Here is a 14,196-nt window from a genome sequence, read left to right on the forward strand (position 1 = left end):
GTGGTGGATTTGCCGACGCCGCCGGGTCCGTCCACGGTGAGGAGGAATCCGCGCGCGGCCATCGGGTGGCCGCCGAGGCGAGGGTGCGGGCGTGTTGGCGGCGGGTGAGATCGGCGAGGGTGCGGCGGATGTCGGGGAGTGGGGTTTGGGAGAATTGGATGCCGACGGAGAAGTTGAACTCGTCGCGTTGCCGCATTCCCTCGTGGGCGCTGTCGGCGGTCAGGTCCACGTCGTCGTACGTCTGCATGCGCCTGGGGTCGTGGCCGGCTCGGACGAGTCGTTCCCACACGGGTGAGCCGGGGTGGGGGCGGAATTCGAACACCGAGGCGCGGAAGGAGCCGGGCAGGCGGTCGGACAGCTGCCACAGGCGTTCGATGTGGGTGACGGTGGCGGTGAGGTCGGCGGTGTCCTCCCCCGGGTATCCCAGGATGAAGTAGCCCTTGACGTGGATGCCGCGTTCCATCAGGCGGCGTGCCACCGTGAGGGTCATGGCGGTGGTGATGCGTTTGTCCATCATCGTCAGGATCCGGTCGGAGCCGGATTCGATGCCGAGGGCGACTTCGCGCAGGCCGTTGTCGGCGAGGGTGTCGAGCATCGTGTCGTCGAGGCGGTGCAGGACGTTGATGCGGCCGGTGGCGTCCCAGACGTAGCGTTCGCCGGTCCGGTGCGCGGTGAAGGCGTCCATGGATGTCCGGATGATCCGCTCGGCTCCCAGGAAGAGGTCGTCGACGAACCGGTACGCGGTGGTGCCGTGGCGCGCGTAAAGGTGGTCGAGTTCGGTGAGGATGTTGGCCGGGGTACGGGCGCGGATCCTGAGTTCGGGGTCCATGGAGACCGCGGCGCCGCAGAAGCCGCAGTCATAGGGGCAGCCGCGCGAGCCGACGATGTTCGCCTCCATCCGTCCGTCGGCGGCGACGTACGGGTCCTGGGGAAGGAACGCGCGTTCGACCATGGGTAGTTCGTCGATGTCAGGGGAGATCCAGGGGCTCGGGTCGCCCTGGTGGATCCCGATCGCGGTGGTGCCCAGGAGCTTGTCGCGCCACATCACCTGCGGGAGCGCCGCGCGGCGGGTGTGGTCGTCCAGGAGTCCGGCCACGCGGGTTTCTCCCTCGCCCGGGATCAGCGCGGTCAGCCGCTCGACCGGTCGGCGGGCGCGAGGGTGCCGCGGGTGTGCGGTTCGTGGAACCACAAGGCACAGCAAACCGTTTCGATGCCGCCGGCGCCCACGAGTTCACCCACACGATCCGCCACCGCCACCGACCGGGCAACCGCAGCGAAAGCCGGCGACACCTGATGGACGTCGACCAGGCGCAGCGCCGGCCCCGGCTCACCAGGCCGCTGGGGGGCGTTGCGGAGTCGCGAATCCGACCCGGCCCGCGAGGAGATCCAGGCCCCGGTCGACGCCATACGCGCCGGGGAATTGGACCACTTGATCTGACAACCGACATACGGCCCTTGCCCGGTGGGGCAGCCTGGACGACAATCGCGGCTGCCTCGCGCGGGTATGGCACTGGGCGGCAATCGGCCGCCACCAAGCGCGTCACGCGAGAGTGCCGGTCGGCAAGTCCCGCACTCGCTGCCGTTGGAGTCAACAACGCAACCACCACATCGCAGGTCGGTTTGCTTGAAGGACTGCCTGCATAATTCCGCCGATCAGGACCAGTGATGCGAAGCACCCGCTGTCGGCCATGAGCGCCCCGTGATGCGCCACGGCGCATGGAAAGCGATCGCCCACACGGCTGGCGCACCCCTCGAACAGGCCGTCCACGCGACGGGCGGCATGGTCACGCACTCGTCCGAAGCAGCGTTCGTCCCCTGCGCCCGTATGCGATGAACTCGACGCCTGCCAGGACCGATCACCGCTCTACGGACGTCCTTCTCAAACTCGAACAGACCTTGGTGGTCACCGGACCATCTCCGTGCCGCCATTTTCGCTCGACCGGTACGAACTGAGGAGCTACGAAGGTTCCGGACACTGCTCGTTGCCAAGGCGTCCGAGATGTCCGACGGCACCTACGGACACCGCCGCCTCCACGCCCAGTTGTTGCGCTGGAGCGCCCCGGCCGGCCCGGAGCTGGTGCGGCAGATCATGCGTGAGCTGGGCTCATGGCAGGGACTGGCTTTCGAGGGTCGCCCGTCGGCTCAAACGGCGAGCACCAGCGCGGATTCTACGAGTGGAGTACCGGGAATCCAGAACGGGTTGACAACGCCTCCACTTCTTCGAATTCTTCACGCCGCAGCCCCGCTCGGGGAGGGGTTTCACACAGCCCTTTCCTGCGGCCTTCGGAACCGACAGTCCTCCACTCCACAACGGGCCACCCACCCCGGGCTCACCACGACGGGTTTTTCCTGGCGCTGGAAATCCTCGCGAACGATGATGGACGAGTGGTCCGGACGTGGCAGGGCGTCAGCGTGGGGTCGGCGCTGCGTTGTCGAGGTGTCGCAACCCGTTCAGGTCGCCACGGTCGGGAGAGGTCCATGGTGCTGTCGGAATCATGCGGTGGAAGTTTCGCCGCTGAGGTGATCCCACAGCGCGATGGGACCGACCACCTTGAGACTTCCGCCGCGAGCCCGCGAGTTCAACGCACGACTCGATAGTAGGTGGTCAACCCGAGATAGGAAGTTCGTCTTGCCCCAGGAAGGCCCGGCCCATCCGGCGTTGTCCCATGAGCCGTCGAGCGGACCGACTTGGACGCCTGACCGCGCCTCTGCCCCCGTCCCGGGCATGTCGCCTGGGAGAGTGACCTCGGGTTCGGCCCCGCTCGTGGATGCGAAGCCCGAACCGTTCGACTCGTCCGATTCCACGGATGCCGTCAGCCGGTCACGGCCCATCGCCACCCAGCCCTACATTCTGGCCGCCCTGGCGTTCGTGATCTACGCGACCCACTCGCTGTTACGGCAACGACGCATGGCGACCCACGGCTACGATCTCGGAATCTTCGAGCAAGTCGTGCGCTCCTACGCGCACTTCGACCCGCCCGTCTCCGAGATCCGGGGGCTGGGGTTCAACACACTCGGCGAACACTTCCACCCGATTCTCGTCCTACTCGCCCCCGTCTACCGCGTTTTCCCCTCGGCGAACACCCTCCTATTGGCCCAAGCCGCGCTCCTCGCGGTCTCCGTCGTGCCGATCACCCGCGCGGCAAGCCGGGTCCTAGGCTCCCTCGGCGGCGGGGCGGTGGGTGGCGCCTACGCCATTTCCTGGGGTATCCAGTCCGCCGTCGACTTCGATTTTCACGAGGTCTGCTTCGCCGTGCCGCTGCTGGCCTTCGGGCTGGAGCGATTCCTCCTGGGCAGATACCGAGCAACCTTGCTGTGGTGGCTGCCGCTGCTGTTGGTCAAGGAAGACCTCGGGCTGACGATCGCCGCCGCAACGATCCCCCTCGCCGCCGCGCGGCAACGCAAGATGGCGGCGGTCCACCTCTGCCTCGGGCTCGCGGGCTTCATCGCCACGATCTTCGCGATCCTGCCATCCCTCAACCCCCACGGGACGTTCGCCTTCTGGGGCTCCTACGACGGGAGCACCGAGAACAACACGAGCAACAACGGCACCCCATTGGGCGACGTGCCGATCCGGCAACTGATCGTGGACCTGCCCAAGGAGATGATCCTGCCCAGGGAGAAATGGCTGACACTGTTCACCCTGCTGGTACCCACCGGATTCATCGCGCTGCGCTCCCCGCTGATCGCCATGCTGGTCCCCACCCTGCTGTGGCGTTTCACGTCCGACAACTCCCTGTACTGGGAAACCCGCTTCCACTACAGTGCCGTCCTGATGCCGATCGTCTTCGCCGCCTTCCTCGACGGCGTACGTCGGCTGCGCGACGCCCGGACCGACTGGCTGCGCCGCTACGCGGCCAAGGCCGCCATCGTGCCGCTGATCGCATGCCTCGCCCTGGCCCGGGACTTCCCCCTCGTCGACCTGTTCCGCGCCGACAGCTGGCACGTACCCGACCGTGTCCTGGCCGCCCGACGCATCCTCGACACCGTCCCCGACGGCGCGCAGGTCACCGTGACCGAGCACTTCGGCCCCCAACTCACCTCGCGAACCCGCGTGACCGAGTTCCCCAACGTCCTACCCGGCCCCGGATACGCGGTCATCGAGTTCTGGGACGGATACGCCGACTGGGGCAAACACGCCGTCGAAAGCCTGACGGCCGAAGGCTTCGAGCAGATCGTGGAAGCGGAAGGAACAGTCCTCCTCAAACGCTCGTGAGAACTGCCCTGTCGGGCGCGTAATCGGGAACCCAGGTGGAGGGAGGCCCGAAGCGGGCCCTCTGTCCGTTCGTGTGACGGCAGACGTGCGTCAGGCGAGGTAGCGGGTGCCGGCAGTCCCCCGCTGCTGCCCGAGCGACGCGTTCGAGAGAACGGACGACCTCCTCGAGCTTGCCGGGGCGGACGGCGGCGAGTTCGTCAATGGAGTCGACGATCAGCAGATCCAGGCTGCCGCAAGTCCGCATCCGGTGGCATCGCACGCGGATCGCGTCCACGTCCGGTCGGGACATGGTGGCGATGGTCAGCGGGGCCTTGGTGATTCGGGGCATGGCGTCGTGAGCGCCTGGCAGTCGGGGTCAGGTCCTCAACTCCTGCCGCCGGCCTCATGCGGCCAGATCCCGGGGCCCGGCCCGGCAGCAGATACGCGCCTGCTGGACCGAGATCCGCACCCCCGTGAGCGGGGCCTGACCATCACCGCGATCAGCGCGCAGACCGGGTTGGACCGCAAGACCGTCCGCCGCTTACTCAACAGCTCTGCCGAGAAGGAGCTTTCGCCCATGAAGCCACCTCCTCCGCCGCACGTTCGGAAGAAGGTGGTCCGGTGGATTGTCGGCCGACCCGAGCGGCAGAGCGAAGCCGCCCGCCGGCGACTGAAGGAACTGTGCGAGCGCTGCCCTCACTTCGCGGAGATCAACCGACTCGCTCGCAGCTTCGCGACGCTTCTGCGGAAACGGCACGGCCACCGGCTTCCCGAATGGCTCGCCCAGACGGACGGCTCCGAGATCAAGGAACTGCGCACGTTCGCCCAGGGTCTGCGCAAAGACCTCGACGCCGTCACAGCCGGCTTGACGCTCCCCTGGAACTCGGGGGCGGTGCCACGGCCTCGTTGAACGGGACGCGCTGAGACAGGCAGTGGTGGAGGCAGCCGATCATCCGGTTGAAGAGGTTCCTCTGGGCGGCCGTGTGTCGGTCTCCTGCCTCACGTCGGCGGTCGTAGTGGGCCCGCGCTCCGTCCGAGTGGGCCATTGCTGAGAAGGCCCACATGTAACCGACGCCGGCCAGTCTCTGGTTCTTGACCCTGCGGGCCGCAACGGACACGCTCTTGCCGGAGGCCCTGGTGACGGGGGCCGATCCCGCGTACGCCTTCAGACCTCTGGCGTCGGCGAATCGGGTCCGGTCGTCGCCGATCTCGGCCGGAACGCGAGCCCCGCTGAGAGGGCCCAGTCCGGGGAAACTGGTGATGATCTCGGCATCGGCATGGGTCTCGAACGCCTGCACTGTTGCTTCGGCGAGATCGTCGGCACTGGCGCACGCGGCCTCCAACTGCCGAAGCAGCGCGAGAGCCTGCCGTCCCATGGCCTCCTCGACCAGGGGGAGATGGCGCATCTGCGGAACGCGGAGCGCGCCGTGCAGGCGCTCGACCTCCCTGTCGATGGTGTTCTTGCGGCCGGCCTTCTTCAGCAGGGCCCGCAACTGGGTCCGGGTGAGCTTGGCCGCCTGGCGTGGGGTGGGCGCCGCAGCCAGGAGAGCCCGGGCTATGGGGTGATAGATGCCCTCGCGCCGGTGGCCGACGGTCGCCAGATAGCTGGGGAAGTACTCGCGCAGGTGGGAGGTGAGCTTGTTGCCGGCCTGTGTTCGATCCCAGACGGCATCCTGTTGGGCACGTGCAAGGACCGCGACGACCTGGGCCGGTTCGGAGTCGACGGGAAGCGTGCGGTGGGCCGCGGCATCGGTGCGGAGGATGTTCGCCGGCACCATGGCGTCCAAGTGGTCGGACTTCTTGCGAGAGACGGTGTGTCGGTCCCGGTACCGGGCGGCGGCCATCGGATTGATGGCGTAGACGGGGCGGCCCGTCGCCCGCAGGCAGGCAACCAGGAGACCGCGGGAGGTCTCGATGGCCACCGGGATGGGGTCCTGCGGGCTGTCGCCGTGCTCGGCGAGCATTCGAAGCAACTGGTCGAGCCCCTCCGCAGTGTCGTCGATGCGAGCCCGGGCCAGCAGCGATCCTGTGTCGTCGAGGACGGCTATGTCGTGATGGTCGCTGGGCCAGTCGATGCCGCAGAACGCTCTCACTCGCCTCACGCTTTCTCATCAAACTTGTGTTGTGGCTGGTCACAGCCGTGCAGGGCATGCGTCTCTCTAATGGAAGGGCTCGGTGGCCCGACATCCGATTAGCCGTTCATGACCCCAGCGACCTGCGGGGCCCTCGGTCTTGACCGGAGTTGGTGGCTCCCGAGCACGTAAGAGGTAGTCCCCGCAGGGGGCTTGGACCACGATCATCATCGGTGGTCAAGTGGTCGCTCTCGACGCCGGCTGCGAGCGTCAGCACACGTCAGTTTCCTTGAGGACTCAAAGGCCCGGATCAACGGAGGACATTGCGATGCCGGGCGAGCACGGCCATCACGTGTTCGAACACCACATCGGGCGTGACGCCCTCGGCATGGACCACAGGTCCCCCGGGCCGGGGACGCGCCGTGCGGGCCGTGGTACTCGACCATGCGACGCAACCGCTCGACATCGGCGGCCAACTCCGCAACCCCCGGGAGCGCGGGCCGTCTGCCTCGCAGCCGCCGGGCAAGGGTCTCGGCACTCGAGGTCAGGTGAACGGTGACACACGGCGTCCGCAACTCCTGCCGGTGATCGACCAGAAGCCGCTCGACACCGCACACCGACCGCCCGAACTCGTCGGCGTGAGCCGTGCACACGCTGCGGACGTAGCCGTCGACCACGAACACCGGAGCATTCACAGGCCGATCGCACATCTCCGACACCAGGCGAAGCCCACGCACCCGATCCTCAAAGCCGGACCGCCAATCACGAGAAACCGCGCCCTGGCCCCGGACCGGTGCGACGTCGCCGCCGGCCCCGCCACAACCCAACGCCTCACGCACCAAGGCCGCGATCGTCGTCTTGCCCACGCCACGCGGACCCTCGATCGCCACCATCCGCGCAACTGAGCTGCTCTGAGTTTGGTGGAGTCCTTCAAGCCGGGTTACGGTGCCCGGCGTAAAGGAGCGCCACAAGCTATGCCGGCACCACGCAAATACCCCGATGAGCTGCGCGAACGGGCAGTCCGGGAGGTCCGCACGTCCGGCCGTCCGCGTCGCACGGGACCTGGGCATCCACAAGGAGGCCCTGCGCAACCGGGTCCGCCGAGCCGAGGCCGACGCCGGCGAACGCGACGACCGGCCGACCACCGCCGAGGCGGAGGAATTGAGGCAACTCCGCGCGGAGAACGCGGAGTTGCGGCGGGCGAATGAGATCCTGCAAGCCGCGTCCGTGTTCTTTGCGCAGGAGATCGACCGTCCCCGGACGAGGCCGAGCAGGTGATCGACCACCTGCGTGACAAAGGTCTCGGGGTCGATCCGGTATGCCGGGTGCTCGACCTGTCGCCGTCCACGTACTTCGCGCGCAAGAAGCGCCCGAAGTCCGCGCGGCGGCTGCGCGACGAGCAGCTCATGGGATTGATCGAGGGTGAGCACGCCGACTCCGGCGGAACCTACGGAGCCCGCCGGATCACCCGCGCCCTGGCCCGCAAGGGTCACGTCGTGGCCCGCTGCACGGTCGAGCGTCTGATGGCCGAACTCGGTATCGAAGGCGTCATCCGCGGCCGGCACCGCCGCACCACGGTCCCCGAGCCGGCCGCGCCTCGTCCGCCGGACCTGGTCGACCGGCGGTTCACCGCGGACGGCCCGGACCGACTGTGGGTCGCCGACCTGACTTATGTGCGGACGTGGTCCGGTTGGGCGTATGCCGCGTTCGTCCTGGACGTGTACTCGCGGATGATCGTCGGTTGGCAGATCGCCGAGCATCTGCGTACCGAACTCCCGCTGGACGCCTTGGAGATGGCGCTGTGGCGCCGCCGCATCAAGAAGGACTCCGGGCTGGTCCACCACAGCGATCGTGGGTCGCAAATACGTATCGATTCGGTACACCGAACGGCTCACGGACGTCGGTGCGGCCGCGTCGGTCGGCTCGGTGGCGGACTCGTACGACTGTGAGGATGGGGTCACCGTCGCAGGGGCGGCCTGACTGTTCGTTACGACTGACCCTTCGGGTGTCCTTGCTGTTGATCTGTCGGTCGTCTCTGCGGCGGGCTCGATGCGGGTCGTCGGCCGCGCAGGCAGTGACCGAATAGGAGCCTGTTGCCCCCAGGCACTCGTCACAGTCCTGTCCTCCCGCCCGGCCGACGGTCTCGTGCCGACCCCCGCTCCCGGGAGAGAGGAACCGACAGTCGTGACCAGCATCCTGCAGGCCGATCCGATCGGGAAAGTCGTCGTCGGAGTCGACACCCACAAGTACGTGCACACCGCCGTCGCCGTGGACGTCGTCGGCGGGGTCCAGGGCACGACCAGCGTGTCCGCCGACCGCGGCGCCCATGAACAACTCGACGCCTGGGCACGCCAGTTCGGCCAGGCTCTGGCCTTCGGTGTGGAGGGCACCGGCTCCTACGGGGCCGGACTGGCCTCCCATCTGCGCAGGCAAGGCCACAAGCTGGTCGAGGTCAACCGGCCCGACCGGCGCATGCGCCGCCAGCGCGGCAAGTCCGACCCCATCGACGCAGAGAACGCCGCCCGCGCGGTACCGGCCGGCACCGCCACCGCGACTCCCAAGAGCGGCGAGGGAACGGTCGAGATGATCCGTCACCTCAAGATCGCCCGCGGCGGCGCGGTCAAGGCCCGCACCCAGGCCATGGTCACTCTCAAGGCCCTGATCGTCACGGTCCCTGACGAACTGCGCCAGCAACTACAGGGGTTGCCGAAGATGGCCCTCATCGACCGATGCGCCGGCCTGCGGCCGGGCCCGTGACCAGCCCTGCAGCCTCCGCGAAGCACTCCATACGCGCCATGGCCCGCCGCTGGAAAGGCCTCCACGACGAGGTCCAGGAACACGACGCTCTGCTGGGCGAGCTCACCAAGGCCCATGCGCCCGACCTGGTCGATGCCTTCGGTATCGGCGCGGACCGCATGACCGCGACTGGTGGGCCTCCACCCGGCTGTGTGTCCGGGAGCGCGAGTTCGGCCAGGGCGCGGTCGTAGCGATCTCGGTCGCGTCGGGCGTGCGCGGGTCGGGGGATCTCCATGACACGGCCCGCGCGTTACTCCTGGTGCACGGCGCGGTAGAGCGTCGCCGGCGACGACAGGGTGTCCGTGGCCGACGAAGGCGGGACCTGGTCCGGGTGTTCCCGCATCCAGCCGTGCAGGGCCTTCACGTTCGGGCCCAGGTCCGACACGCGCCCACAACGCGTCCATGAGTGTGAAGGAGTGCCGCCGCGTGGCCGATTCCACCCGTCCGGACTACCGCGCCAAACAAGTGCCGACGTCTGCGCTCGCTTGGAGGGTTCGGGGATGGAGCCGGGGTTGAGTCCGTGCGGCGGGCCGTGGGTTGGAGAGTAGAGCCACCGTTGCTCGCGCAGGCGTGGATGCCGCTCCTGACGCAATCTTCCTATCCGTGATCGGCGATGTGGCTTCACAGTTCCATGGTGCCTTCCGAACACACCAGTCATGCGATGTCGCCGGCATACGTGTTCGTCCGCGGCCGGTGGTGCCGCGTCGTGATCCTCGCAGACCCGCGGAAGCACCTGGGTCTCCGAAATCGGGAGATCAGCGCCCACCGGCCCATGACATGCCTGTCGAGAAGCGTTCTCGGAACGTCATGAGCCAGGATCCTCCCGGGCAACGAGCCGTGTCACCACCAATGCCGTCCGGGAGTCGGCTGCCGAGGCCGCCCGTCGGAGACTGCCGTCGTTCCCGGATGAGCCACACCGCTACCTCATCCTGCGGCCCGCAGCATACTCATTACGCCACCATCCCGAGCCGCGGTACGGGCAACTGGTTGCTACGAGAGGATGCGCGATGGGTACCCCACCGACCATGATCCGATTGGTACTTGCCCGGAAGGTCAACCGTCGCAAAGTCTTGGCAACGGCCGAGGTTCTCGAGTTCACGCTCGTGGAGGAATTCCCTGCCAACCACCCGCAGCCTTATGAACTCGTCTTCACGACGCCGTGGTCCGGTGTCTCGGTGCACTATCAGGAAGACACGCTGCTTGGCGTGCCGTATTTGACGGTTCTCGGCGCGGAACCGACCAAAACGGGGGACCTCATCGCCAAGTTCCTGCCACTCGACACTATCGAGCGGCTCGTCCTGCGTGCCTATGGTGCGGTTACCAGTGAAGAGAAGACGGATGTAGTTTCACGGATCGCCGCAGCGGGCGGGCCCGAACCTCACAGTGGCGCCTACCTGGTCTTCCAGGCGTGCTTCGCCGATCCCGACCCTTGGGTGCGCGACGCCGCAGCCTTCGCTACGGCCTACCTCGGATGGCCGGTTTTCCGTGAATCGCTCGAACGGCTGGCCGCGCAGGATCCCGCGCCGGAAGTACAGGAGAGCGCGGTTCGCGCCCTGAAGGCTCTGGAGCGTCACTACTGGCGAGAATGAAGATCTCTAGAAGGAATCAATTAATCGAGGCGTGTGGGCTCGGCTCGTCGCCGGCTTGGACGACTCGGTGCCGTTCTTTCCGTCGGCGAGGGCCCTGCGTCTGGCGCGAGGCCGTCTGGGGACGGAACCGATGGCAGAGTTGTTCCGCCGGATCTGCGGCACGGTCTCCGGGACCACCACACGCGGGGTGTGGTGGCACGGGTTGCGGGTGGTCGCATGGGACGGCACCGGTATCGACGTCGCGGCCGGCGCGGCCAACACCAGGTTCCACGGGCTTCCCACCGGTGGACGGGGCCGTCCGGCTACCCTCAGGTGCGGCTCGTGGCCATGGTGGAGTGCGGCACTCGCGCGCTCATGGACGCGGTGTGGGCTCCCAGGGCCACCGGCGAGACCGTCCTGGCCACGCGATTGGTCCGCAGCCTCAGGGCCGGGATGCTCCCCTTGGCCGACCGCGGCTTCGACGGCTACGAGTTGTGGGGCGAGGCCCTCGGCGGCGGTGCGGATCTGCTGTGGCGGGTGAACGGCAGACGTCTGCTCACGCCGTTGTGCGAGTTCCCGGACGGCTCGTACACGGCGCTGTTGCCCGAACGTGGCGACCAACGCCGCCGAAATACCTGCCGCAGCCGCGGCAAGACGCTCCCGGGAGAGCCGATCGGCCACCGGGTACGGGTCGTCGAGTACGACGTCACCGTGTCGACCGGCGACGGCGACATGCGCACCGAACACATCCGGCTCGTCACGACGCTCCGCGACGCGCGCCAGTACCCTGCCGACGAACTCGCCGAGTTGTACCACCGCAGGTGGGAGATCGGGACCGCCTATTTCAGCCTGAAGGTGTCCCTGCGGGGCGCACGCACCGTGCTGCGATCACACGTCCCGGAGGGCGTCGACCAGGAACTCTACGGATTCCTGATCGTCTATCAGATGCTGCGCGGCACCATGCATCTCACCGCCCCGGCGGCCGACATCGCCCCGGATCGGCTGTCCTTCACGGTCGCTCTTCGTGAGGCTCGGGACAGTCTGATCAAGGCCACGATCACACCGAAGGCACACACGGACGGGCGACTGCATCAATCCTTGCTCCGAGAAGTGCTCCCACGTCGTCGGGCCCGGGTCAGCCCACGCGCCGTCAAGCGTCCTGTGTCCGCCTTTGCCCAAAGACAACTGCCCGCGCTGCGGGCCAAAGGACGAGCCTCTCTGCAGGCCACCTACAAGATCGTGGGCCGAATCTCCGGCAACAACTTGACAAGCACCGAAGATCCTTAACTCCCCGGCATTGACCTGCAACACCCCAGCCCACACCAACACCCACACACCAACAACCACCCCCGGAATCACACGTGCGCGGAGCCGCGGAGTGCAGGCAGCGGTCGGCGAGGTCGAGGAGGGTGGCCGTGGCCGGCGGAGGGGTGGGCGCGACGTCGAAGGAGAAGGCCGCCCGGGTTGCTGTGGCCTCTGGCCCGCTCCTTGGAGGCCGTGAGCTGTTCCAGCGCGACGAGCAAGTCGCCCAGGACGGCTTCCAGCCGTCACAGCCGGGCGGCATGTTGGCCTCGGCGCGGTTCGGCCAGGGGGCGAGCACATCGACTGCGTCGTCTCAACTGGTATGTGCGCGCGTGGTGTTCCGACCCGGGTGACATGCGCCTTCATGATCACCGGGCCGGAATGGGCAGGGGCGATCCATGGGCGCGGGACCGGGTGGGTGAACGCGGCGGTGGCATGGACCCGGTCGAACTGCGGCGGTTCACATCCGGGGTCCTGGCGCGCGGAGCGCGAAGAGGTACAGTCCCCCGATGCCGGCAGCTGCGACGACGTCGTTCGTGGGGGACCAGGCGCACGAAGCCAACGGGCCGTCGACCCGGATCGAAGCCACGGGGTAGTCAGTGCCGGTTCGCCATACGGTGAGGACGCCGTCCGTGCCGGTTGCGCTGAACATCGAGCCGTCCCGTGAGAATGCGATCCCGGAGGTGAGCCTCGTCGTGGGGAGGGAGTAGTGGTTCCTCTGCTCCGGGTCCGTTTCGTTCAGGGCGAACACCTTGATCCGCTGCGCTCGGGTGGCGGCTGCCAAAAGGCTTCCCTCCCGCGAGATCGCGACGGTGTCCCAGCCTCGGGTCCTGTCCTTGAACCATTCCATCGCGATCTTCGAATACATCGAAGGGTTCTACAACCAGCGCCGACGACACTCAGCCCTGGACTACATGACCCCGGTACAGTTCGAAACCGACACCCACCCGCCGAAGCTGATCTCCTCACCCCCGAGTCCGTGAAACCGGGGCAACATCACTGTGCCCGTTAAACCGGGGCAACATCACGGTGTCCGTCAAAGCGGAGCAAGCTCAGGCCGCCGGGTCGACGGCGAGCGGGGTCTTCCACCACAGGGGGTGCTCCGGCCGAGTGTGGGCGAGGGCGCGCGAGGGACCTCGACACCCGTGCGGCGTTGGTGTCGTCACAGGCTTGGACCACGGTCGTTCCATCGGTCCAGATCTCCACGCGCAGTCCTCTGGGTTGTTTCACTCCGACGTGCGCCAGGCTAGCGACCCGGGCGGACAGCCTCACCGCCGAAGATGCAACCGGCGGATCTCCAGGCCCGACTCCCGATCGAGGCCCCCCGGGTGGCCTGCTCGCAACTCGCCTTCCGGCCCCGTCGATGACCGCACAGGATCTGTGTCACTTCCTCGATGGGACCAATGACGGGGGGAAGTGCGCCGCCGACTCGGTCCGTCGTCGAACCAGACCACGAGTCGGACGTTGTCATCTCGACGTTGTGAGGCGAGCGCTTCCATGACCGCCCAGACCGGCATCCATAACAAAAGCGGAGGCAGGAAATGATCGACAGATCGGTTGAACTTGCCTGGAGATCAGAATTATTCACACACCTATGAAATAACGGTCGTCGCTGCGGAAAGTGGACAATAAATTTGCGGTCCCGCAAAACTACGCACTAGCCTCCTCGGCCATGAGCACCCACCTTCACAATCCGGATGTCCGACAGGACCCGCGCTCCTCGGGCGGACGTCGCCCACACGGTAAGGTTTCGTATTTTGGTATCGGCGCCTCGGTGCTCGTACTGCTCGGCTCGTTCCTGCCGTGGGTGGAGGCGTCACTGGAGGGTTCCACCGAGACCATCAAGGGAACCGACGGAGACGGCAAATGGACGATGATCGCCGCCGCCGTCGCGATTCTGTTTTTCATCGTCGGCGTCGCGGCCCGAAAGCCGATCATCAGTGGCATTGCGGCAATTCCGTCGCTGATCGCGGTAGTTCTCGGAGCATGGAACATCGCCGACCCCGAGCGGCTCGCGAGGGTGTCCGTCGAGAATGAGAGCGGCGGAATCTCGTCCGCCGAACTGGACGAACTCCTCAAGAATTTCGATTTTTCCGCGATGGGGGGCCTGTGGGTCGTCGTTGTCGGCGCTATTCTCGGTGTCCTCTTCGGGGTCCTGGCCGCGGCCAAGGCAAGGCAGCGATAACCGATTTCGTCGGTCGGCCGCAGGAAACGGCGCCGCCCACCGATCGGTGGGCGGCGCCTCGGGCGTCGCGAGCGGACC

The 14,196-nt window shown here is 67.3% G+C and carries 13 protein-coding genes; 9 read left to right on the forward strand and 4 right to left on the reverse strand.

From position 1 onward, the window contains the following. Positions 1 to 1,096, reverse strand: a 1,096-nt coding sequence (locus ACWCPW_RS14140; protein ID WP_449761788.1) for a B12-binding domain-containing radical SAM protein, incomplete at its 3' end; no start/stop codon positions are given. A gap of 1,668 nt (positions 1,097 to 2,764) precedes the next feature. On the opposite strand from ACWCPW_RS14140, the gene ACWCPW_RS14145 reads away from it, so the two are divergent. Together ACWCPW_RS14145 and ACWCPW_RS14150 are read left to right on the forward strand one after the other, a co-directional pair. Beyond that, entirely contained in the window at positions 2,765 to 4,216 is a 1,452-nt protein-coding gene (locus ACWCPW_RS14145; protein WP_449761789.1) for a DUF2079 domain-containing protein, read from the forward strand. 106 nt (positions 4,217 to 4,322) lie between these two features. Then, positions 4,323 to 5,105 (forward strand): hypothetical protein, encoded by a 783-nt coding sequence (locus ACWCPW_RS14150; RefSeq protein WP_449761790.1) that lies wholly within the window; start codon positions 4,323 to 4,325, stop codon positions 5,103 to 5,105. Here the strand turns inward: ACWCPW_RS14150 and ACWCPW_RS14155 are convergent. Further along, complete coding sequence (locus tag ACWCPW_RS14155) at positions 5,050 to 6,288, reverse strand: IS110 family transposase (RefSeq protein WP_449761992.1); 1,239 nt, start codon at positions 6,286 to 6,288, stop codon at positions 5,050 to 5,052. The two genes, ACWCPW_RS14150 and ACWCPW_RS14155, sit on opposite strands and share 56 nt — an antisense overlap. A 978-nt stretch (positions 6,289 to 7,266) precedes the next feature. Between ACWCPW_RS14155 and ACWCPW_RS14160 the strand changes: the two genes are divergently transcribed. The 3 genes from ACWCPW_RS14160 to ACWCPW_RS14170 all read left to right on the forward strand — a co-directional run bounded on the left by ACWCPW_RS14160 (position 7,267) and on the right by ACWCPW_RS14170 (position 9,024). Further along, positions 7,267 to 7,545 (forward strand): transposase, encoded by a 279-nt coding sequence (locus ACWCPW_RS14160; protein ID WP_449761791.1) that lies wholly within the window; start codon positions 7,267 to 7,269, stop codon positions 7,543 to 7,545. Next, complete coding sequence (locus ACWCPW_RS14165; RefSeq protein ID WP_449761792.1) at positions 7,542 to 8,216, forward strand: IS3 family transposase; 675 nt, start codon at positions 7,542 to 7,544, stop codon at positions 8,214 to 8,216. The genes ACWCPW_RS14160 and ACWCPW_RS14165 overlap by 4 nt, the downstream gene beginning before the upstream one ends. A 235-nt stretch (positions 8,217 to 8,451) precedes the next feature. Continuing rightward, positions 8,452 to 9,024 (forward strand): IS110 family transposase, encoded by a 573-nt coding sequence (locus ACWCPW_RS14170; protein WP_449761793.1) that lies wholly within the window; start codon positions 8,452 to 8,454, stop codon positions 9,022 to 9,024. 289 nt (positions 9,025 to 9,313) lie between these two features. Here ACWCPW_RS14170 and ACWCPW_RS14175 read toward each other — a convergent pair whose 3' ends face one another. Next, positions 9,314 to 9,448, reverse strand: a complete 135-nt coding sequence (locus ACWCPW_RS14175; protein ID WP_449761794.1) for a hypothetical protein — start codon at positions 9,446 to 9,448, stop codon at positions 9,314 to 9,316. Between the two features lie 640 nt (positions 9,449 to 10,088). Between ACWCPW_RS14175 and ACWCPW_RS14180 the strand changes: the two genes are divergently transcribed. Together ACWCPW_RS14180 and ACWCPW_RS14185 are read left to right on the forward strand one after the other, a co-directional pair. Beyond that, entirely contained in the window at positions 10,089 to 10,652 is a 564-nt protein-coding gene (locus ACWCPW_RS14180; RefSeq protein ID WP_449761795.1) for a HEAT repeat domain-containing protein, read from the forward strand. Positions 10,653 to 10,868: 216 nt separating this feature from the next. Next, on the forward strand, positions 10,869 to 11,918 hold the full coding sequence (locus ACWCPW_RS14185) for an IS4 family transposase (protein ID WP_449761796.1): 1,050 nt from the start codon (positions 10,869 to 10,871) through the stop codon (positions 11,916 to 11,918). Between the two features lie 475 nt (positions 11,919 to 12,393). On the opposite strand, the gene ACWCPW_RS14190 is transcribed toward ACWCPW_RS14185, so the two are convergent. After that, positions 12,394 to 12,801, reverse strand: coding sequence for a hypothetical protein (locus ACWCPW_RS14190; protein WP_449762001.1), 408 nt, complete (start codon positions 12,799 to 12,801; stop codon positions 12,394 to 12,396). Here ACWCPW_RS14190 and ACWCPW_RS14195 point away from each other — a divergent pair. After that, on the forward strand, positions 12,746 to 12,916 hold the full coding sequence (locus ACWCPW_RS14195; protein ID WP_449761797.1) for an IS3 family transposase: 171 nt from the start codon (positions 12,746 to 12,748) through the stop codon (positions 12,914 to 12,916). The two genes, ACWCPW_RS14190 and ACWCPW_RS14195, sit on opposite strands and share 56 nt — an antisense overlap. 689 nt (positions 12,917 to 13,605) lie before the next feature. After that, the gene (locus tag ACWCPW_RS14200) at positions 13,606 to 14,118 is read left to right on the forward strand and encodes a hypothetical protein (RefSeq protein WP_449761798.1); all 513 of its coding nucleotides are present in this window, start codon (positions 13,606 to 13,608) and stop codon (positions 14,116 to 14,118) included. The last annotated feature ends 78 nt before the right edge of the window (positions 14,119 to 14,196 follow it).

The organism is Embleya sp. NPDC001921, assembly GCF_053594475.1.

Excerpts from the sequence above, each read along its gene's own strand:
- ACWCPW_RS14160 (WP_449761791.1), top strand. The coding sequence starts at position 7,267 with ATGAGCTGCGCGAACGGGCAGTCCGGGAGGTCCGCACGTCCGGCCGTC.
- ACWCPW_RS14180 (WP_449761795.1), top strand. The coding sequence starts at position 10,089 with ATGATCCGATTGGTACTTGCCCGGAAGGTCAACCGTCGCAAAGTCTTG.
- ACWCPW_RS14185 (WP_449761796.1), top strand. The coding sequence starts at position 10,869 with ATGGGACGGCACCGGTATCGACGTCGCGGCCGGCGCGGCCAACACCAG.
- ACWCPW_RS14190 (WP_449762001.1), bottom strand. The coding sequence starts at position 12,801 with ATGTATTCGAAGATCGCGATGGAATGGTTCAAGGACAGGACCCGAGGC.
- ACWCPW_RS14200 (WP_449761798.1), top strand. The coding sequence starts at position 13,606 with ATGAGCACCCACCTTCACAATCCGGATGTCCGACAGGACCCGCGCTCC.